General features: G+C 66.0%; 16 protein-coding genes. 14 read left to right on the top strand and 2 right to left on the bottom strand.

Annotation, left to right across the window (positions count from 1 at the left end; all coding sequences use genetic code 11):
• Together AB4Y84_RS01100 and AB4Y84_RS01095 are read left to right on the top strand one after the other, a co-directional pair.
• On the top strand, positions 1–3,185 hold a 3,185-nt coding region (locus AB4Y84_RS01100; RefSeq protein ID WP_442249680.1), incomplete at its 5' end, for a YadA-like family protein.
• 69 nt (positions 3,186–3,254) lie between these two features.
• Entirely contained in the window at positions 3,255–3,992 is a 738-nt protein-coding gene (locus tag AB4Y84_RS01095; protein WP_442244436.1) for a hypothetical protein, read from the top strand.
• Between the two features lie 61 nt (positions 3,993–4,053).
• Here AB4Y84_RS01095 and AB4Y84_RS01090 read toward each other — a convergent pair whose 3' ends face one another.
• The gene (locus AB4Y84_RS01090; protein WP_442249679.1) at positions 4,054–4,698 is read right to left on the bottom strand and encodes a hypothetical protein; all 645 of its coding nucleotides are present in this window, start codon (positions 4,696–4,698) and stop codon (positions 4,054–4,056) included.
• 252 nt (positions 4,699–4,950) lie between these two features.
• Positions 4,951–7,377, bottom strand: coding sequence for a penicillin-binding protein 1A (locus AB4Y84_RS01085; protein WP_442249678.1), 2,427 nt, complete (start codon positions 7,375–7,377; stop codon positions 4,951–4,953).
• A 217-nt stretch (positions 7,378–7,594) separates the two neighbouring features.
• Here AB4Y84_RS01085 and AB4Y84_RS01080 point away from each other — a divergent pair, with 217 nt between their 5' ends.
• The 12 genes from AB4Y84_RS01080 to AB4Y84_RS01025 form a co-directional block, all read left to right on the top strand.
• The gene (locus tag AB4Y84_RS01080) at positions 7,595–8,653 is read left to right on the top strand and encodes a pilus assembly protein PilM (RefSeq protein WP_032951624.1); all 1,059 of its coding nucleotides are present in this window, start codon (positions 7,595–7,597) and stop codon (positions 8,651–8,653) included.
• Positions 8,653–9,537 (top strand): PilN domain-containing protein, encoded by an 885-nt coding sequence (locus AB4Y84_RS01075; RefSeq protein WP_442249677.1) that lies wholly within the window; start codon positions 8,653–8,655, stop codon positions 9,535–9,537. Before AB4Y84_RS01080 ends, AB4Y84_RS01075 begins: the two co-directional genes overlap by 1 nt.
• Complete coding sequence (locus AB4Y84_RS01070) at positions 9,534–10,190, top strand: type 4a pilus biogenesis protein PilO (protein ID WP_223496380.1); 657 nt, start codon at positions 9,534–9,536, stop codon at positions 10,188–10,190. The genes AB4Y84_RS01075 and AB4Y84_RS01070 overlap by 4 nt, the downstream gene beginning before the upstream one ends.
• A gap of 26 nt (positions 10,191–10,216) precedes the next feature.
• Entirely contained in the window at positions 10,217–10,723 is a 507-nt protein-coding gene (locus tag AB4Y84_RS01065; protein ID WP_223497293.1) for a pilus assembly protein PilP, read from the top strand.
• Positions 10,724–10,744: 21 nt separating this feature from the next.
• Positions 10,745–12,718 (top strand): type IV pilus secretin PilQ, encoded by a 1,974-nt coding sequence (locus AB4Y84_RS01060; RefSeq protein ID WP_442249676.1) that lies wholly within the window; start codon positions 10,745–10,747, stop codon positions 12,716–12,718.
• A 202-nt stretch (positions 12,719–12,920) separates the two neighbouring features.
• The gene (locus AB4Y84_RS01055; RefSeq protein ID WP_442244434.1) at positions 12,921–13,946 is read left to right on the top strand and encodes an AAA family ATPase; all 1,026 of its coding nucleotides are present in this window, start codon (positions 12,921–12,923) and stop codon (positions 13,944–13,946) included.
• Between the two features lie 8 nt (positions 13,947–13,954).
• Complete coding sequence (locus tag AB4Y84_RS01050) at positions 13,955–14,884, top strand: DUF58 domain-containing protein (RefSeq protein ID WP_442244433.1); 930 nt, start codon at positions 13,955–13,957, stop codon at positions 14,882–14,884.
• Entirely contained in the window at positions 14,881–15,330 is a 450-nt protein-coding gene (locus tag AB4Y84_RS01045; RefSeq protein ID WP_132824319.1) for a DUF4381 domain-containing protein, read from the top strand. Before AB4Y84_RS01050 ends, AB4Y84_RS01045 begins: the two co-directional genes overlap by 4 nt.
• Positions 15,327–16,331: a vWA domain-containing protein gene (locus AB4Y84_RS01040; protein WP_312787755.1), complete on the top strand. Its 1,005-nt coding sequence runs from the start codon at positions 15,327–15,329 to the stop codon at positions 16,329–16,331. The genes AB4Y84_RS01045 and AB4Y84_RS01040 overlap by 4 nt, the downstream gene beginning before the upstream one ends.
• The gene (locus AB4Y84_RS01035; protein WP_442244432.1) at positions 16,328–18,268 is read left to right on the top strand and encodes a tetratricopeptide repeat protein; all 1,941 of its coding nucleotides are present in this window, start codon (positions 16,328–16,330) and stop codon (positions 18,266–18,268) included. Before AB4Y84_RS01040 ends, AB4Y84_RS01035 begins: the two co-directional genes overlap by 4 nt.
• A complete protein-coding gene (locus AB4Y84_RS01030; protein ID WP_442249675.1) occupies positions 18,265–19,965 on the top strand; it encodes a BatD family protein in 1,701 nt (566 codons plus the stop codon). Before AB4Y84_RS01035 ends, AB4Y84_RS01030 begins: the two co-directional genes overlap by 4 nt.
• Positions 19,966–20,022: 57 nt before the next feature.
• Positions 20,023–20,612 (top strand): dicarboxylate/amino acid:cation symporter (locus AB4Y84_RS01025; protein ID WP_442249674.1); only part of this gene is annotated, 590 nt, incomplete at its 3' end.

Here is a 20,612-nt window from a genome sequence, read left to right as displayed (position 1 = left end):
GTACGTCCAGCAGTGAAGCGGTGACTGGCAAGCAGCTGCATGCCACCAACACCAGCGTGGCTGCTGTGAAGGCGACCGCGGACGTTGCGCAGGCGCGAGTGGCGGTACTGGATGGCCTGGTGGGGCAGGTATCGGCAAGTGGAAACGTACGCCTGGGTGCAGACAACACCGGCACCGTCGTCGACGTTGCCAACAAGGCCGGTGCCAAGCGCAAGCTGCAGAATCTGGCCAATGGCGTGCTCAGTACGTCCAGCACGGATGCAGTGACTGGGCAGCAGCTCAATGCCACCAATAGCGAAGTGACTAGCGTGCGCACGGCGGCAACCGCGGCGAAGACGGCGGCCGACGCTGCCCGTGGCGTAGCCGATGGCGCTGTGCTGAAAGCTGATGCCTTGGGCGGACTGGTGGGCCAGGTCTCTGCCAGCGGCAACGTCCGTCTGGGTGCAGAGAACACCGGCACGATTGTGGATGTGGCAAACAAGAGCGGTGGCAAGCGGCGCATCTACAACATCGCCAACGGCACGCTGAGTACGGGCAGCACGGATGCGGTGACCGGGCAGCAGCTGTTTGCGACCAATACCACGGTGGAGACTCAGCGACAGGCTTTGGCTGGGCACGCGCAGCAGCTGACGGATCAGGACGGGCGTATCGCCGACAACCGGATCGAGCTGGATGTGCTGCGTGCGGACTTCGATAACTTCGATCCGGATCTGGATGGCGTGGTTAAGTTCAGTGCTGATCGTCGCCTGGTGGATATGGAGGGTGCCCGCATATCGGGCGTGACAGCGGGGGATATCAGTTCTGCGACCAGCACGGATGCGGTGAATGGCGGGCAGTTGTTTGCGACTAACGATCGGGTAGAGAAGATCGAAAAATCAAATGGCTACCTGAGAGTTGGAGTGGATGATGAGAGCAATTACGCGCAGGCGGGATTGATGGGTGTGGCGATCGGAGATTCGGCAGAGGCAGCCATTCACTCTGATGGGGCTACCGCAGTTGGTTCATTCGCGCGCGCTCGTGGGCAGGGCTCCGTGGCTCTTGGCAGGGGGGCGCTTGTCGACGCCGCAGCAAAGAGTGGATTTGCACTTGGGACGGGTTCTAATGTCTACGCATCGGGAGGGGCAGCACTGGGTTCCTTCAGTCAGATTGAATCAGGAGCGGAAAACTCAGTTGCGCTAGGCACCGGTTCCGTAGCCGAGGACGCAAACGTTGTGTCCGTTGGGAACTCTCGGCTTATGCGGCGGATCGTCAATGTGGGGCGAGGGGTGAACTCCAGTGATGCAACTACTGTTGGGCAACTGAGCGAAGCCTTGGCTGCTCTTGGCGGGGGCGCAGGTCTGGATCGAAATGGCGATGTCGTTTCTCCGACCTACAACCTCCAGGGGGGAACACAGAAGAACGTTGAAGACGCTTTAGTTGCGCTGGATGGCGCGGTGGTAAGGGCTGACAGTCGCGTAGATGGCCTCGAAGGCCAGCTGCGTGCGACATTCCAACAATCAACCTCGACCCGGGCGGATGGAGTTGGTCAGCTGAATCTGGCAGGTGCGCAAGGCATGGTTCTGTCGAATCTGGCCGATGGGCGTATTGCTGCAGGTAGCCGTGATGCAGTTACGGGTAGTCAGCTGTACGCAGCCAAGCAGGAAATCGCCAGGAATGGAGATGAAATCGAGCGTATGAAGAGCATGTCAGAAGGAGGTGTGAAGCATGCCCTCCAGGAAGTACTTGATCTGCGCGGTGGACCGATCGATTTCGCTGGATCGCGATTGACTGGGATTGATTCGGGTGACATCTCATCTGCCTTCAGTACTGATGCAGTTAACGGTGGTCAGCTTTATGCGACCAATGAACGAATCGCGAGCGTGGAATCGACTCATCGATTCTTTAAGATCGGTCGGGATGATCTGAGTGAGGACGCCAAGGCTGGATCGTTTGGTGTTGCGATTGGTGAATCCGCGCAGGCGACACCGCAGGATGGAAACGAGGGTGGAACAGCCCTTGGCGCTTATGCGATTGCTTGGGGCAAGAATTCGGTTGCGCTGGGTAGAGGTGCCCTGGTTGAGGAGGGGGCAGAAGGTGCATTCGCTCTCGGTGCTGGGTCACGTGCAGCAGGGGCTGATAGCGTGGCGCTAGGCTTAGTTAGCAGAACAGAAGTCGGTGCGGTCAGGTCTGTCGCTATTGGCATGGGTGCGATCGCCACGGAAGCTGACACGGCGTCCTTCGGAAACAGCCGATACCAGCGCCGCCTCGTCAACGTAGCCAACGGCCGCAACGCCAACGACGCAGCCACCATCGCCCAGCTGCGCGGCGCGCTTTCCGCCCTCGGCGGCAACATCGACGCCAACGGCAACGTCACCACCCCCGGCTTCAACGTCCAGGGCCAGCACCAGAGCACCGTCAACGATGCCCTCGCCACGCTGGACTCCGCCGTAGTCACCACCGGCTCCCGCATGGACCGCGTCGAAACCCAGCTCCGCTCGGTCTTCAAGGAAACGCCCTCCACCCGCAGCGACGGCACCGCCCAGCTCACCCTGGCCGGCGCCAACGGCATGGTCATCTCCAACGTGGCCAACGGCCTGGTCGCCGCCGGCAGCCGCGAGGCGGTCAACGGTGGCCAGCTGCACGCCGTGCAGCAGCAGCTCAATGGCCGCATGGATGGTCTGGAGCAGCGCGTGGATGGCCAGCCGCAGTCGCGTGCGCTGGCCACGGCTTCGGCCGCGCCGACCGAACAAGTCACGCCAACGCCAGAAACCAGCGGTTCGCCGCAGGTGGCCTCGGCAGGCGAGGGCACTTCACCCGCGCCGCAGCCCAAGTCGAAGAAGGACGACACGCCGTCGCCCACGCCACAGGTCGATACCGCTGAACTGGAGAAGATGCTGGCCCGCGCCAACGAGTACACCGATGGTGCCATCAGCAACGTCGAACGCCGCTTGGACAAGATGGACAAGCGCTTCAACCGCATGGCCGCGATGAGCAGTGCGCAGACGGCCATGGCCATGAACACCGCAGGCCTGGCCACCTACAACCGCCTCGGTGCGGGCGTGGGCTACGCCGAGGGCGAGTCGGCCATGGCGGTGGGTTACCAGCGCGTACTCAACGACAAGGGCTCAGCCACCTTCAGCCTCAATGGTGCGTTCACCAACAGCGGTGAGCGCAGCATGGGCGTTGGTGTGGGCATCGGCTGGTAAGCCATGGCGCCCCGGTGTGGTGCGCGTAACGAGCCCCGCCGCGCCGGGGCCATTGCAGAGGAGGTTGCAATGTATCGCTTCATGAGCCGCTTCATGACCTATCGGCGCTACTACCTGTGGCGCGCCCGCATCCGCTATTTCACCCACGACATGGATACGTGGACGCTGGCCTGCCTGGTGCTGATGGTCTGCATGGGGTTGATGGTGTGGGGGTTCTGGCGCGTGGTGAACGTGCCGCAGCCGCGCATCCATCCGCAGGCCGCGGCCGTGCGGGTGGAAGTGCTGACCGACGAAGCGATCCATCGCATCGTGCTGGTGCGCCACGGTGGCACCACGCCGGGCCATCCCTTCTACAGTGCTGCGGAGATCCGCGGCAGCACCCAGCGCACGCTGCGGGTCCGGCAGACCCTGCAGGACCCGGTGGCGATGAAGCTGCAGGCGGACATGTACGCCGACATCGCTGACTACATCAACGCTACCGGTGCCTGCATGCCCTTTCCCTGCCGCCGCGTGAGTTTTCGCATCGAACAGCTGCAGCGGTCGGGGTACGAGAGTGCGGTACGCAACAAGGCGCTGGCCGAGATCCTGCAGGTGCCGTGGTACCTGGTGCCGAACCTTGATGGCGAACGCACGCGCGTGCGCAGTGGCTGGGCCGATGACTTCCAGGATGTGTATTCGCACGCCTGGAACCTGGATGACCTGCAGAAGATGCATGCGCGCATGATGGCCGAGTACCCGTACCGTGCGGCGGCGCCGTGGCTGGCACGATTGGCAACCCCTGCCCAGGAACAGCTGATCTTCCCATAGCGTCGGGCCATGCCCGGCTGCTCTTGGCGCAGAGCCGGGCACAGGCCCGGCTCTGCCATGATCAACCGCCGATGTAGGCGGTGATTTCCATCTCGGCCAGCAGCTGCCGCAACTGCGTGGCCGACGCCCGCCGCATGGGTTTCTCATCCACCGGCGATAGCGGGGCCTGGCGCAACGCATCGTAGGGCAGGACGGCCAGGTCGAAGGTCAGGTCTTCGGCACTGAACACCCACACCGGTACATCCAGATTGCGCTCACGGTCCATCCGCAGGCGCCGCGYACGCGATTCCGCAGGGATGCGATGTTCGTCCAGGAAGCGATGCACGGCTTCCGGGTCGTCACTGTGCAGGTGCAATTGCACGGGGCTGTTGGCATCGGCGGTGCCGTCCAGCACCGGTCCGGCCAGACGCGGCGAAAACCCGTGCAGGAACTCCAGCGCCCGCAACGCGGACTCGCGCCGCCGCTGTAGTTCGCTGCCGTGCTGTGGGCCGGAGAACAGCCGTTGGTACTCGCGCAGCGCCTGTTCGATCTCGACATTGCGGGGCAGGGAAGCATCGTCGTGGATGCCAAGGCGGCTGGCAGCCTTGAGTTTGGCCTGGTGGAAGTCGCGGATTCCGCCTTCGGCCATCAGCCGGGCGGCTTCGTGGGYGAGGCGATGACGCCGTTCGCGGGTCTGGCTGGCAGCATGCTGGTGAGCGCGGTGCATGCGATGACTCCCTGTTGCGACCTGGTCACAGACTAGCGCAGGCGTGTGACATCTGCGTAGGTATTTCGCAGAGGTGCCGCTGCGCTCGCCGGGCATGGCCCGGCGCTACCGGGAGAGGGCGCCCGACGGGTGCGGCATGGTAGCGCCGGGCCATGCCCGGCGAATGCATCGGCGCCAACCAAGGTTGGCGACTACCAGGGCAACGCCGGGCCATCGTGCCAACCAACGGTTGGCACCCACCGAATCTGTGCCTCAGAAGATATCGAACGCGGCCGCGTCAGCCTGCGGGGTGCTCTGCAGGTTGAGGTCGTAGTCGGTCAGGCGGTCCATGTCTTCCACCTTCACCCACTCCACCGCGCCGTTGAGGGTAGCCTGGACCATGCCGCTCGGCGGTTCGTTCTGTGCGATCGGGGTGTCCTTCAGCGCGGTGCGCATGTAGTCGATCCAGATCGGCAGGGCCGCCTTGCCACCGTATTCGCGGTAGCCCAGCGAGCGGAAGTCGTCGCGGCCCACCCACACGGTGGTCACGTACGGGCCGCCGAAGCCGGAGAACCAGGCGTCACGATGGTCGTTGGTCGAGCCGGTCTTGCCGCCCACGTCTTCGCGGCCGAGCACCTTGGCCTGCGCGCCGGTGCCGCGCTGGACCACGTCGCGCATCATCGACACCAGCTGGTAGGCGGTACGGGCGTCGATCGCACGCGGTGCGGTACGCGCATCCGGGTTGACCGGTGCGGCCGGCGTTTCGGTCTTGGCTTCCGGCTTGGCAGCGGCGGTGGCATCGACCTTGGGTGCCGGGGCGCCGAAGTTGAAGCCGTCCACGACCTGGTTCACCGGCTGGTCGCTGCTGCCGGCGCAGTCGCGGCAGGCCATCGCCGGGTTTTCCTTGAACACCAGGTTGCCATCGCGATCGTTGACCTGGTCGATCAGCCAGGTATCCACGCGCGAGCCGCCATTGGCGAACACGGCATAGCCGCGGGCCACCGACAGCGGCGTCAGCGAGGCGGTACCCAGCGACATCGACAGGTTCGGCGGCAGCTCGGATTCGGCAAAGCCGAACTGGCTGATGTACTTGCGCGCGTAGTCCACGCCCATGCCATCAAGCAGGCGCACCGAGACCAGGTTGCGTGACTGCACCAGCGCTTCACGCAGGCGCATCGGGCCACGGAAGCCGCCGCCGTCGTTCTGCGGCGCCCAGGTCTTGCCGCGGCGGTCGCGGAACACGACCGGGGCGTCGAGCACGATCGAGGCCGGGTTGTAGCCCTTGTCGAAGGCGGCCGCATAGACGAACGGCTTGAAGCTCGAACCGGGCTGGCGACGGGCCTGGGTGGCACGGTTGAACTTGTTGCCGGAGAAGCTGAAGCCGCCGACCAGCGCCTTCAGGGCGCCGCTGTGGGCGTCCAGCGAAACCAGCGCGGACTGCCCGCGCGGGAGCTGGTCGAGCAGCCACTCGCCCTCCTTGGCGCCGGCGCGCACGCGCACGATGTCGCCACGCTGCACCAGCTTGGCCGGGCTCTTGTTGGTCCACTTGGCGGCACCGGCCGGCAGCACGATCTCGCTGCGGTTGGCCAGCACCACAGTGGCGCTGCCGTCGGCGCCGGTGCTGGCGACGATGGCCGGCAGCAGGCCGGCCTGGCCGAACATGCCGCGCAGGTGCTCGGCCAGTGCAGCGGCATCATCGCCGGCGCCCAGCTGCACCTGCTTCTCTACGCCGTGCCAGCCGTGGCGATGGTCGTACAGCAGCAGGCCGTCGCGCACCGACAGGTTGGCGGCGGTCTGCAGGGTCGAATCGATGGTGGTGGTGACGTGGTAGCCCTTGTTGACCACGTCGCCGCCGAAGCGGGCGATCATTTCCTGGCGCACCAGCTCGGCCACGTAGGGCGCATCGACCTGCACCGGTGGCTCATGCGCAGTGGCATGCATCGGCACGGCCTTGGCCGCGTCGGCCTCGGCCTGGCTGACGAACTTCAGGTCGGCCATGCGCTGCAGCACATAGTTGTCACGACGCTGGCGGRCGCGCTCCGGGTTGGAGATCGGGTTGCCCGAGGACGGGAACTTGGGGATGCCGGCCAACGAGGCCATCTCGTCCAGGTCCAGTTCGCCCAGCTTCTTGCCGTAGTAGAACTCGGCAGCGGCGGCCACGCCGTAGGCGCGGTTGCCGAAGAAACTCTTGTTCAGGTACAGCTCGAAGATCTCGTCCTTGCTCAGCTCGGACTCGATCTTGCGCGCCAGCAGGATCTCGGCCAGCTTGCGGGTGTAGCTGTACTCGGAGCTGAGGAAGAACTGGCGGGCCACCTGCTGGGTGATGGTGGAGCCACCGGGCACGCGCTTGTCGTTGGTGGTGGCCAGCAGCCATACCGCGCGGCCGATGCCCTTGTAGTCCACGCCGCCGTGCTCGTAGAAGCGGGCATCCTCGGTGGCCAGGAACGCCTGCTTCAGCTTCTCCGGCACGTCCTTCATGGTGATGGGGGTACGCCGGGTCTCACCGAATACCGCCATCAGCTTGCCGTCGGCAGCGTAGACGTACATCGGCTCCTGCATTTCCACGTCGCGCAGGGTCTGCACGTCGGGAAGCTTGGAAGAAACGGCGTAGTACAGGCCGCCAACGGCGGCCGCTCCGACCAGCGCCAGGACCAGGACAACAAGAAAGATCCAGCGCAGCCAGCGGCGGAGACGTGTCATCGGTGTCAGATTCCGATTGCGAATTTCGTGGTCGCAGAGTATAGATTACGCAAGGTGGCGGCTGGGGCCGGCACTGGGGAGTGCAAGGGGACGCCAGGGGCTGCGTGTTCATCCTGTGAAGGATGTCACAGCAGGGCGGTTGCCATTTGCTAAGAATACGTTATTAATGCGCGGACGCAGCTCTTGCGTCCAAGTGCCCGTCGGCAGGGGAGAAACCGTGGGGCTCATCCCAAAAAGTCAGTCGCCGCTCATTGGCGTCGACATCAGTTCGACTGCGGTAAAGCTGTTGCAGCTTTCTCGCAGCGGCAACCGTTTCCGTGTGGAACATTATGCCGTGGAACCGCTGCCGCCGAATGCGGTGGTGGAGAAGAACATCGTTGAAGTGGAGGCCGTGGGAGAGGCCATCCGCCGGGCGATGAACCGTTCCGGCAGCAAGGCCAAGCTGGCCGCTGCGGCCGTGGCCGGTTCGGCGGTGATCACCAAGGTGATCCCGATGCCGGCCGACCTGGACGAGAACGACATGGAAGCCCAGATCGAGCTGGAAGCGGTCAACTACATTCCGTATCCGATCGAGGAAGTGAACCTGGACTTCGAGGTGATCGGGGCGATCCCGAACAACCCGGAAATGGTCCAGGTGCTGCTGGCGGCCTCGCGTTCGGAAAACGTCGAGCTGCGTCAGTCCGCACTGGAACTGGGTGGCCTGCAGGCCAAGGTGATGGACGTGGAGGCCTTCGCGGTCGAGAACGCCTTCGCCCTGGTGGCCAGCGAGCTGCCGGTGTCGGCCGAGGGCGTGGTTGCGCTGGTCGATATCGGCGCCACCATGACCACCCTCAACGTGCTGCGTGGTGGCCGTAGCCTGTACAGCCGCGAACAGGTGTTCGGCGGCAAGCAGCTGACCGACGAGATCATGCGCCGTTATGGCCTGAGCTACGAGGAAGCCGGTCTGGCCAAGCGCCAGGGCGGGTTGCCGGAAAGCTACGAGATGGAAGTGCTGGAGCCGTTCAAGGAAGCCACGGTCCAGCAGATCAGCCGCCTGCTGCAGTTCTTCTACGCCGGCAGCGAATTCAACCGGGTCGATCACATCGTGCTGGCCGGCGGCTGTGCCGCCCTTGCAGGCCTGCCGGAGATGGTCGAGGAACAGCTGGGCGTGCCGACCGTGGTCGCCAACCCGCTGGCACAGATGACCCTGGGGCCGAAGGTACAGGCGCACGCGCTGGCCCAGGACGCCCCCGCGCTGATGATCGCGACCGGTCTGGCGCTGAGGAGCTTTGACTGATGGCACGCATCAATCTATTGCCCTGGCGCGCCGAACGGCGCAAGCAACGCCAGCGCGAGTTCGGCATCATGCTGGGCATGGCCGCCCTGGGTGGCCTGCTTCTGTCGCTGTTGATCTGGTTCTACTACGACATGCAGGTCAGCGGGCAGAGCGATCGCAACGCCTACCTGCAGACCGAGATCGACAAGGTCAAGGAGCAGAACAAGGAAATCGACCGCCTCGACGAGCAGAAGAATCGATTGCTGGCCCGCAAGGCCGTGATCGAACAGCTGCAGGCCAAGCGTTCGCAGATGGTGCACCTGTTCGATGCGCTGGTCCGCACCATCCCCGATGGCGTGGTGCTGACCGCCCTGCAGCAGGAAGGCGACGTGCTGACTCTGGAGGGCCGCACCCAGTCCAATGCGCGTGTCTCGGCCTACATGCGCAACCTCGAGGTCTCTGGCTGGATGACCAATCCGGAGCTGGCGATCATCGAGGCGCGTGAGCCGGAAAAGGACAAGGAAGGGCGCGCGACCGGTCCTGTGGCGGACATCAAGGCATTGCCGTACGTGTTCAAGGTCAAGGTCAAGCTGCCCGCGCAGAGCGAGGAAGCGGCAACTACGCCGGGCCTGAACCCTGATGGCAGTGTGGCGGGCACGGCGYCGATGGCACCGACGGTCGCACCGCTCAGTGCCGGGCCCGATGCCGCAGCGCCTGCCGCTGCCGTACCGCAGTCGGGGACGGCACCGGCACCTGCTGCCACGCCTGCAACGACTCCGGCACCGGCGGCAACGCCTGCGCCGGCCAAGCCCGCGCAGGCCGCACCGGCAACCAAGCCTGAGGGCAGCCGCCTGGCGCAGCCGCCGCAGGCCTTCCACGCCCCGATGCAGGGGGATCGCGCATGAGCAAGAAAGTCGACATCAAGAACCTCGATTTCAACGACATCGGCAACTGGCCACAGAAGGCCAAGATCGTTTTCTGCGCATTGCTGGCGGTGGTGATCATGTTCGTGGCGTGGATGCTGCTGATCAGTGGCAAGCGCGATGAACTGGCCAGTCTGGAGTCGCAGGAAACCGCGCTGCGCGAGGAGTTCACCAAGGAACAGAAGCGCGCGGTCAACCTGGAGCCGCTGAAACAGCAGCTGGCACAGATGGAGCAGGTACTGCAGCAGATGCTGCGGCAGCTGCCCAGCAAGACCGAAATGCCCGACCTGATCATCGACATCTCGCAGACCGCGTTGTCCAGCGGCCTGTCCAACGAGTTGTTCGAGCCGGAGCAGGAGCAGATCAAGGAGTTCTACGCCGAGAAGCCGATCAAGCTGCGGATGGTGGGCAGTTACCACCAGTTCGGCGCCTTCGTCAGTGGCGTGGCCTCGTTGCCGCGGGTGGTGATCCTGACCATGCACGACATCAACCTCAAGCCGAAGGACAAGACCAGTGGCAATGTCCGCGCCGGTGCGCTGGAGTTGTCCGGTACGGTCAAGACCTACCGCTACCTGGATGAGGCCGAGGTCGAGGAACAGCAGAAAGCTGAAGCGGGCAAGGAGGAGAAGAAGTGACCGGTTCCTTCATTGCACGCGGTGGGATGGTATTGACGGTGTTGCTGCTGGCCGCCTGCGGTCGCGGCGTGACCAGCACGCCGGGTGATGCACCCAACCTGGAAAAATGGGTCGAGAGCGAGCGCGCACGACCGGCGGAGTCGATTGAGGCCCTGCCGGTGATGCAACAGTTCGAGACCTTCGAATACTCCGCGCAGGGCATGCGCGATCCGTTCACCGATGCCTGGACCAACCCGCAGCAGGGGAATGGGGGACTGCGGCCAGATCCGAACCGGCGCAAGGAGCCGATGGAAGGCTTCCCGCTGGACGCGCTGGACATGGTCGGCACCATCGGAACAGGCGCCGGCACCGTGGCGCTGGTGATGGGGCCGGACAAGGTGACCTATCGGGTGCGTCCCGGCGGGTACCTGGGGCAGAGCGACGGGCGGGTCACCGCGGTCTTCGAAGACCGCGTGGAGCTGATCGAACTGGTGCCGGATGGCGCGGGTGGCTGGCTGGAACGTCCAGCAACGCTCGCGCTTGAAGATCAATGATCGTTTACTGGGGATAGCACGATGACCTTTCACCAAGCCAAGGGGCTGCGTCCCATCCGGCGCTCTACCTTGAACCGCATCAGCGCGCTGGGAGTCGCGTTGATGTTGGCCTGCGCTCCGGCGCTGGCTGCCGCACCGTCGGAAAAACCGGCCGGCACGGCGCTGGCTGCGACGTCGGCCACTGCACCGGCAAGCCTGTCGGTGCAGCGTATCGACTTCAAGCGTGGCGATGACGGCGCAGGCCGCCTGATCCTGCAGTTCGACGGCCAGGGCGCCATGCCCGACCTGCGCAGCCAGGGCAACAGCGTGGTGGTCGATGTCGGCAACGCGCGCCTGCCGGCCAACCTGCAGAAGCCGATGAACGTCACCGACTTCGCCACCCCGGTGCAGCGCATCGACGCCAAGCCGTCCGGGGCCGGCACCCAGCTGGTGCTGAGCACGGGCGGTCCGGTCGAGTCGCTGGCCTACCAGAGTGGCAACGAGTATGTGGTGGAGATCAGCCCGCGGCAGGCGCAGGCCGCCGTTGGCGCAGTCACTGCCGGCAGCGTGACCCAGGCTGCCAAGGRCGTCCCGCAGCGCGGCTTCACCGGCAAACCGGTGACTTTCAACTTCCAGGACGTGCCCGTGCGCACCGTGCTGCAGCTGATCGCCGAAGAGTCGAATCTGAACGTGGTGGCCTCTGATTCGGTGCAGGGCAATGTGACCCTGCGTCTGGTCAACGTGCCGTGGGACCAGGCGCTGGATATCGTGCTGCGTGCCAAGGGTCTGGACAAGCGTCGTGACGGCAGCGTCGTGTGGGTTGCGCCGCAGTCCGAGCTGGCCAAGTTCGAGCAGGAGAAGGAAGACGCGCGCATCGCGATCGAGAACCGCGAAGACCTGATGACCGACTATGTCCAGATCAACTACCACAGCGCCACGCAGATCTTCAAAGCGCTGACCGAGGCCAAGGGCATCGGCGGTGGTGGCGGCGGTGGCGGTGGCGGTGGTGGTGGCAGTTCGCAGGAAGAAAGTGGCTTCCTGTCGGCGCGCGGCCGCATTGTCGCCGACGAGCGCACCAACACGCTGATGATCAGCGACATTCCGAAGAAGATCGCGCGCATGCGCGAGTTGATCAGTGTCATCGACCGCCCGGTCGACCAGGTACTGATCGAAGCACGCATCGTCATCGCTACCGACACGTTCGCGCGCGAACTGGGCGCCAAGTTCGGCATCAGCGGCAGCCGTGACAACGTCTACTTCAGCGGTGACCTCGCATCCAATGCGAAGAACCGCGAGTCGGAAGTGGCTACGTCCATTGCCAACCAGACCGCGTTCAATCAATGGGTGGCCGGTGGCAGGACCGGGCYGGCACCGGTGCCGGTGGGTCCTACGATCACCCGTGGCCTGAACTGGAACCTGCCGGTGGYAGCGGCCAGCAACCCGGGTTCGCTGGCACTGTCGATCCTCAACGCGGGCTATCTGCTTGATGTGGAATTGTCGGCCATGCAGGAAGAGTCGCGTGGTGAAGTGATTTCCAACCCGCGCGTGGTGACCACCAACCAGCGCGAGGCGCTGATCAAGCAGGGCAAGGAAATCGGCTATGTGACCATCAGTGGCGGCGGTACTGGCGGCGCACAGACCCCGAACGTGCAGTTCAAGGAAGTAGTGCTGGAGCTGAAGGTCACGCCGACGATCACCAACGACAACCGCGTGTTCCTCAACATGGCGGTGAAGAAGGACGAGGTTGATCAGCTGATCCAGTTGCAGGGCTATGGCACCGTGCCGTCCATCAACCGCCGCGAGGTCAACACCGCCGTGCTGGTGGAAGATGGCCAGACCGTGGTGATCGGTGGCGTGTATGAGTTCACCGACCGCAACAGTGTCAGCAAGGTGCCGTTCCTGGGCGATGTGCCGTTCCTCGGTAACCTGTTCAAGAAGCGTGGCCGCAACAAGGACAAGGCTGAACTGCTGGTCTTCGTGACCCCGAAGGTCCTGCGAGTGGCCCGCCAGAACTGAGGCATCACATCTGTTGTATCCGACCGGGGCCGCCACGTGCGGCCCCGCGTCGTTTGCGCCATCGCAGCTAGATCCACGACATGCCTCTCCGAGTAGATCCACGCCATGCGTGGAGGCTGTTCAGCCGTTCTTGATGCCAGCAGCCGGGCGGCCTGCGATGATGTGGGGAACCCGAGCCATCCCGCGCCGGTCAAAGGCCCCCATGAACCTGCCTCCGCCGATGCCCGAATCCATTTCTCCACCGCCTGCCCCCGTCACCTCGCGCCTGCATGCGGCCTTCAGCGACCTGCGCGATGCACTGTCGGCTGAGATCGTCGGCCAGGCGGCGCTGGTCGAACGCCTGCTGATCGCCTTGCTGGCCGATGGCCACCTGCTGGTGGAAGGTGCGCCGGGCCTGGCCAAGACCACGGCCATCCGGGCCTTGGCGGCACGGCTGGAAGCAGACTTCGCACGTGTGCAGTTCACGCCGGACCTGCTGCCTTCGGACCTGACCGGCACCGAGATCTGGCGCCCTCAGGAAGGTCGTTTCGAGTTCGTACCGGGGCCGATCTTCCACCCGATCCTGCTGGCTGACGAGATCAACCGTGCGCCGGCCAAAGTGCAGTCCGCGCTGCTGGAAGCGATGGGCGAACGCCAAGTGACCGTTGGCCGCCACACCTACGCACTGCCCTCGCTGTTCCTGGTGATGGCCACGCAGAACCCGATCGAGCAGGAAGGCACCTTCCCGCTGCCGGAAGCGCAGCTGGATCGTTTCCTGATGCATGTACGCATTGGTTATCCAGACCAGACGGCCGAGTCGGAGATCCTGCGGCTGGCCCGCGAGCGTGCCCGCGGCGCGCTTGGCGAGGCCGCAGCGGCGCCGGAAAAGCTGCCGATGCAGGATGTCTTCGATGCGCGCCGCGAGGTGCTGGAGCTGCACATGGCCCCCGCGCTGGAGCGCTATCTGATCGAGCTGGTACTGGCCTCACGCGACCCTTCGCGCTACGACACCTCGCTGGCGCGCCGCATCGCGTGGGGCGCCAGCCCGCGTGGCTCCATCGCACTGGAGCGGTGCGCACGGGCGCGGGCGTGGTTGGCAGGGCGTGACTTCGTCACCCCCGACGACGTGCGTGCCGTGGCCGCCGATGTGCTGCGCCACCGGGTTCTGCCCAGTTATGAAGCCATCGCCGAAGGCTGGGATGGTGAGCGCCTGGTGCAGGAACTGCTTGCCCGGGTACCGGCGCCCTGAGCGCGCGCATGACCGGCACGACCAACGGACCTGCTCCGGTTACCAGCGAAGGCGATGGCCTGCGACCGCAACTGGCCGAGCTGGTGGCATTGCGCCGCCTGGCACAGCGCCCGCCGCCGCCTCGTCGTGGGCGGGCGGGCAGCGCCGGGCAAGCACCTTCACCACTGCGCGGGCGCGGCATGGAATATGCCGAATCACGCGAGTACGTGGCGGGCGACGACGCGCGTCACATCGACTGGCGCGTCACCGCGCGCACCGGCCGCACGCACACCAAGCTGTTCCAGGCAGAACGCGAGCGGGTCACCCTGATCGTTGCCGATACTTCGCCTGCGCTGTACTTCGGTACCCGCGTGCGCTTCAAGTCCGTGCAGGCGGCGCGCGCGGGTGCCGTCGCGGCATGGTCTGCACAGCGTCGCGGCGACCGCATCGGTGCATTGCGCGGCAGTGATCGCGAGGCGCCGATCGCGCCGGCCGGCGGTGCCCGCGGCGTACTGCGCGTACTCGATGCACTCACGCGCTGGTACGCGCAGCCACCTGCCGATGACCTTGGCCTGGAACGCGCGCTGGACCATGCCGGGCGGGTGCTGCGCCCCGGCGCGCGGATGCTGGTGCTGGCCGATCCGCAGCAGGCGATCCGCATTCCGCCGGCGCGCTGGAGCGCACTGGCCCAACACCATGACCTGAGTCTGCTGCTGCTGGTTGATCCGCTGGAGTTGCAACCGCCAGCGGCTCCCTTGCAGTTTCTCGCCGCACAGCAGCGCATCGGTTTGGACCTGCGCCGCCACGATGTGCAGGCGCACTGGCAGGCGCATTTTGTCGAACCCCTGCAGCAGCTRCGCACGCAGCTTGCTGCGCGTCGCGTCGATGTGCAGGTGCTTTCCACCGATGCGGCCAGCGATGCCTGGCTGGCACCGGCACCGACGGAGGTGCCGGCATGAGTCCCTCCCTGCCGCTGCGTGATGTGCAGTTGCCGGCCTCGCCAACGTGGTGGCCGCCGGCACCTGGCTGGCTGATGCTGATCGCACTGGTTCTGTTGTTGCTGGCAATCGTTGCTGCGGTGGCATGGCGTCGGCGTCGACGCCGACGACAGTGGTTGCATGCGTTCGACCAGGAGATTGCAGCAGTGACCGGCGCGCCGTCGGAACTGGCGGTCATCGCCAGCCTGCTGCGGCGTGCGGCGCGTCAGGCACGCCCCGGCAGCGAAGCCCTGCGCGATGACGCGTGGTGGCAGTACGTCGATCCCAAGGACACCCTGTCGCTCGCGCAGCGCAACCTGCTGGCCGAGGGGGCGTATCGCCCAAGCGTGGATGCCGCTGCCGTGGCCGACGTGCGCGCGTGGGCGCGGGCACGCTACCTGGCGTTGCTGCAGGAGCGCCGCCGATGAGCGCGCTGGCAGCTTACTGGCCCTGGCCGGATCTGCAGCTGGCGTGGCCGCTCGCACTGCTGGCTCTGCCGTTGCCGATCCTGATGTTTGCGTGGAAACGGCGCGCCGACCCGGGCGCCGCGCTGCGCGTGCCCTACGCCGCTGCCGAACTGGAAGCACTGGCCGGTGGCGGTCGTGTCGGCGTTTCCTGGCTGCGCAGTGGACTGCTTTGGCTGGGCTGGCTGGCGCTGTGCCTGGCGATGGCGCGACCACAGCAACTGGGTGAGGCGATCACTCCGCCACAGGAAGGCCGGCAGATGATGCTGGCGATGGACGTGTCCGGCAGCATGAGCGAGCCGGACATGGTGCTTGGCGCACAGGCGGTGGAGCGACTGACCGCTGCCAAGGCGGTATTGGCCGATTTCCTGGACCGTCGTGCCGGCGATCGCGTCGGCCTGCTGGTGTTCGGTGACCGTGCCTACACTCTCACACCGCTGACCGCCGATCTGTCCAGCGTGCGCGATCAACTGCGCGACAGCGTGGTTGGCCTGGCCGGGCGCGAGACGGCCATTGGTGACGCCATCGCGCTGGCGGTCAAACGCCTGCGCAGCCAGCCCGAAGGGCAGCGTGTACTCATCCTGTTGACCGACGGTGTCAGCAACGCCGGCGTGCTGGAACCCCTGCGCGCGGCCGAGCTGGCACGTGCCGAAGGCGTGCGCGTGCACACCGTGGCCTTTGGCAGCGACGGTAGTGCGCGGTTCTTCGGCATTCCCGTAGCCGCTGATCGCGACCCGGTGGATGAGGCAACGTTACGCAGGATCGCCGAGATGACCGGCGGCCGATTCTTCCGTGCGCGTGATACCGACCAGTTGGTTGGCATCTATGCCGAACTGGACAGGCTGGAGCCGATCGCCGCGAAGGGACCGACACTGCGTCCGCGCAACGAGCGTTATGCGTGGCCGCTGGCTGTCGCGTTGCTGCTGGGTGCGTTGGCGTGGGTATGGCCGGAGCGTCGCCGATGAGCGCCACTTTTCTGAAGATGCCCGACTGGAGCGCGTTCGAGTGGAGCACGTTCGATTGGAGCGCGCTGCATTTCCTGCGCCCGGATTGGTTGTGGATGCTGGCGGCACTGCCGCTGATCGTGGCGGTGGCCATCTACCGGCAAAGGCGCAGCGATGCGTGGCGGCAGGCGGTCGATGCCCACCTGTTGTCGCACTTGCTGGCTGGCGAGGGAAAGCGGCGCGTGCGCCTGCCCTGGGCGTTGCTGCTGGGCTGGGCCCTGGCCGCACTGGCGATGGCGGGCCCCAGCTGGCGCCAGCAGGCGCAGCCGGTCTATCAGGCCAGCGCGCCGCTGGTGGTCGTGATGGATCTCTCCAGCCGCATCACCGCGACCGACCTGCCACCCTCGCGCCTGCTGCAGGCACGGGCAAAGATCGGTGCTTTGCTGCGCGCCCGCCAAGGCGGGCAGGTGGGTCTGGTGGTGTATGCCGAAGACGCGTATACCGTGGCGCCGTTGACTGACGACGCTGCCAACGTAGCGCTGTACCTGGACGCGCTGTCGCCGGAGGTGATGCCACGTGATGGCCAGCGCGCCGACCGTGCCATCGACTGGGCGGTGCGGTTGCTGCGGCAGACCGGTGCCCTTCGAGGCCGGATTCTCCTGATCAGCGACCAGGCCGACAGCGAAGCGGTGCTTGCGGCGACGCAGGCGCGCGGCCTCGGCCTGCAGGTGTCGGTGCTGGGCCTGGGCACGCCATCCGGCGCCGCTTATCGCGATGGTCAAGGCCAGATCGCACAGGCCGCGCTGGATGAAACCAGCCTGCGTGCCGTCGCCACCGCAGGCGGCGGGCGTTACCAGCGCATCGCCAGCGATGATCGCGATCTGGAGGCACTGGACGTGCTGGATGCCAGCGAAGGTGGCGCACTGGAGCGGCCCGGGCAGGCCCGGCAATGGCAGGACGAAGGCTATTGGTTGTTGCCGCCGGTGATGCTGTTGGCACTGCTGGCGTTCCGCCGTCGCGCGGTGCTTGCGGCGTTGCTGGCCGTGGGTCTGCTGCCCTTGAGCGGGCAGTTGCAGGCGCAGCCGCGCGCGCCCACAGCTGCGCCGGCCGCGGGCACGTTGTGGGAACGAGCCGACCAGCGTGAGCATGCACGCCTGGCTGAGGGCGTGCAGGCGTACCGTCAAGGTGATTTCGCCACGGCCCGCAAGCAGTTCGAAGGCATCGACAGCGATGCGGGCTGGTACAACCTCGGCAATGTGCTTGCCCGCCAGGGCGACTATGACGGTGCCATCGCCGCCTACGACAAGGCCTTGGCGCGCCACCCGCAGATGGCCGACGCCGTCGCCAACCGTGCGGTGGTCGACGCCGCGCGCAAGCGCAAGTCGTCGTCGAACAACAGCCAGGGGCAGGGCAAGGGGCAGCAGAAGCCGCAGCAGGGACAGCAGCAGAACCAGCAGGGCCAGCAAGGTCAGCAGAATCAGCAGCAGGGCCAGCAAGGTCAGCAGAATCAGCCGCAGCAGGGCCAGCAAGGCCAACAAGGCCAACAAGGCCAACAAGGCCAACAAGGCCAACAAGGCCAACAAGGCCAACAAGGCCAACAAGGCCAGCAAGGCCAGCAAGGCCAGCAGCAATCGCAGGACCGGAAGGGTCAGCAGAATCCCGCGTCTACAGGTTCCGGCCAGCAGGGGGCGAAGCAGGAGCCGCCGCAGGCAGCCGACGCGCAGGCCCAGGCGCAGGCCGATGCCCAGCAACGTCAGCGGATGCAGCAGGCCCTGCAGCAGGCGCGCGCCGCTGAAGCCGGCAAGACGGCAGTGCGCGGCGACGGCAGTACGCCGCAACAGCGCGAGGAACAGCAGGCCGTAGAGGCGTGGATGCGGCGCGTGCCGGATGATCCGGGGGCACTGCTGCGGGCCAAGTTCCAGTTGGAAAACGAACGTAGAATGAGGGAAGGGCGATGACAGGCATGGCGAGCAGGCAATTCCGGTGGCCTCTGCCTGTGCTGGCGATGCTGCTGCTGTGGCTGCCGATGGCGGCCATGGCGCAGACGCGCGCCTGGCTGGAACAGGACAGCATTGCCGCCGGTGATGCGGTCACCCTGCACATCGAGACCGATCAGGGCGCTCCGGACTATGCACCGTTGAATGCCGATTTCGTGCTCAGCGCGCAGAGCAGCAACCGCCAGGTGCAGTGGAGCAATGGCGGCGTCCAGCAGCGCAACCTCTACACGGTTGCGTTGACGCCGCGCCGCACCGGTACGCTGCAGGTGCCTTCATTACAGGTAGGCGCAGCACGCACGGTGCCCTTGGTGCTGCAGGTAAGTGATGCCGTGGTGGCCACCCCGCAGAGCAATGCCACCGCCTTCATCGAAACCGAGGTGGATGACCCGACGCCCTACGTGCAGCAGAGCGTGGGCGTGGTGGTCAGGCTGTACTTCGCCTCGCAGCTGGCGTCGGGCGAACTGGTGCTCGACACACCCAGTGGCGCTTCGCTGCAGCGGGTGGGGGAGGATCGCAGCGACGTGCGCCAGGTCAACGGCCGGCGCTACAACGTGGTCGAACGTCGCTTCCTGCTGATCCCCGAGCGCAGCGGGGCGTTGCGCCTGCCTGGCGCGCGCTTCACCGGCYGCAGTGCAGGTGGCTTCTTCGATGACTTCTTCGGGAGCGGTGGCGATGGCCGCATGAATGCCGTCGGTGCCGAACGCACGCTGCAGGTGCAGGCGCAACCGGCGCAGGCCGTGCAGCCGTGGCTGCCCCTGCACAGCCTGCAATTGCGCTACACCGCCGCACCCAGCAGTGCGCGCACGGGCGAAGCGGCCACCGTGATGGTAGAAGCAATCGCCAACGGCGCTACCCGGGCACAATTCACCGATCTGCCCGTGCCCGACCTCGGCGACGCCGCACAGGTGTTCGCCGAACCTGCCCAGTACGAGGAGACCTTCAACGGCAGCACGCCACGCCTGAAGATCACCCGTCGCTATTCGATCGTGCCGCGGCAGGTTGGATCGCTGCGTGTGCCGGGGCCGCGCGTGGCCTGGTGGAACGTGGACAGTGGCAGTGCCCAGCAGGCCAGCCTGCCGGATCTGGAACTGGCCGTGGCCGCAGGCCGGGCCGGCGCGCCGGTGGTCCAAGCGATCGATACCGATGCCGCGTTGCCGGAAGACGCCGCACCCGCCRCTGCATCCTCTCTTGCACCCACCGCAGCAGGTCCCCGGCCGTGGCCGTGGATGGCTGCCGCCGCAGGCCTGGCGCTGCTATGGCTGTTGACCCTGGCATGGGGATGGCGACGTGGCCGCCGTGCCGTCGTCCACACCCGTCCGGTTCCCCGGCCAGGAGCCAGTGCCCCTGCAACGTCCTCGCGTGCCAGCGTGGCCGAGCTGCGCCGGGCCATCGATGGCGAGGGCTTCGACCAGGTAGAGGCGCTGCTGTGTTCGATGGCCGGCGTGGAACGCCTGGAGCAGGTGATCGAGCGGCTCGCCGATCCGGCCCAGCGGCAGACCCTGCAGGCGTTGCAGCAGGGGCGCTGGGGCGGGATGGGTGATGTCAGCGCGCTGCGGGCCCGCCTGCGCGAAAGCTTCCGTGACGGACCGCACTGGTCGGCCGCCACCGGCGGCGTCGACACTGGGCTGCCGCCGCTGTATCCGCCGCGGCAACCCTGAACCGGCGCGGCTTGCGCGCTTTGTTAGAGTAGATTCATTTTTCGAGGAATCCCGCGCATGACAGCAGCTGCTGCCGACAAGAAGAAGTTGCCCCTGCATTGGAAGATGGGCATCGGCTTTGCGATCGGCCTGGTCCTGGGACTGATCGTGCATGCCCTGGGCGGCAGCGTCGACGGCCTGCAGACCGGTGCCAAGTGGGTAATGGACTACGTCACCACCCCGGCGTCGGGCCTGTTCCTCAACCTGATCTTCATGCTGATCGTGCCGCTGATCTTCTCGGCGCTGATCATGGGTGTGTCGGAGATGGGCGACATCCGCGCCCTTGGCCGCATCGGCTGGAAGACGCTGGCCTACACCGTGCTGCTGTCCGGCATCGCGGTGGGTATCGGCCTGGTGCTGGTCAACCTGCTCAAGCCCGGTGCCGGCGTCGACCCGCAGGTGGCCGCGCTGATGCTGTCGGAGAACGCTGAGCGCAGCAAGGAAATCGTTGCTGGCATCCATGGCACGCCGAAGGGCATGGACATGCTGCTGTCGATCGTGCCGAGCAACGTGCTGCAGGCCGCGTCCGACAATGGCGCGATCCTGTCGCTGATGTTCTTCGCGCTGATGTTCGGCATCGGCATGGTGCTGACCGACGAGGCCAAGGT

It is taken from the genome of Stenotrophomonas sp. 2YAF22, assembly GCF_052114665.1.
GTDB classification, from domain to species: Bacteria; Pseudomonadota; Gammaproteobacteria; order Xanthomonadales; family Xanthomonadaceae; genus Stenotrophomonas; species Stenotrophomonas indicatrix.
The sequence above is the reverse complement of the archived record's forward strand: the minus strand, read 5'-3'. Positions and strand labels throughout refer to the sequence as shown.

Bases quoted from the DNA above. Each gene is read 5' to 3' on its own strand.
- AB4Y84_RS01095 (WP_442244436.1), top strand. From the start codon at position 3,255: ATGTATCGCTTCATGAGCCGCTTCATGACCTATCGGCGCTACTACCTG.
- AB4Y84_RS01070 (WP_223496380.1), top strand. From the start codon at position 9,534: ATGAGCAAGAAAGTCGACATCAAGAACCTCGATTTCAACGACATCGGC.
- AB4Y84_RS01065 (WP_223497293.1), top strand. From the start codon at position 10,217: ATGGTATTGACGGTGTTGCTGCTGGCCGCCTGCGGTCGCGGCGTGACC.
- AB4Y84_RS01055 (WP_442244434.1), top strand. From the start codon at position 12,921: ATGAACCTGCCTCCGCCGATGCCCGAATCCATTTCTCCACCGCCTGCC.
- AB4Y84_RS01045 (WP_132824319.1), top strand. From the start codon at position 14,881: ATGAGTCCCTCCCTGCCGCTGCGTGATGTGCAGTTGCCGGCCTCGCCA.
- AB4Y84_RS01040 (WP_312787755.1), top strand. From the start codon at position 15,327: ATGAGCGCGCTGGCAGCTTACTGGCCCTGGCCGGATCTGCAGCTGGCG.
- AB4Y84_RS01035 (WP_442244432.1), top strand. From the start codon at position 16,328: ATGAGCGCCACTTTTCTGAAGATGCCCGACTGGAGCGCGTTCGAGTGG.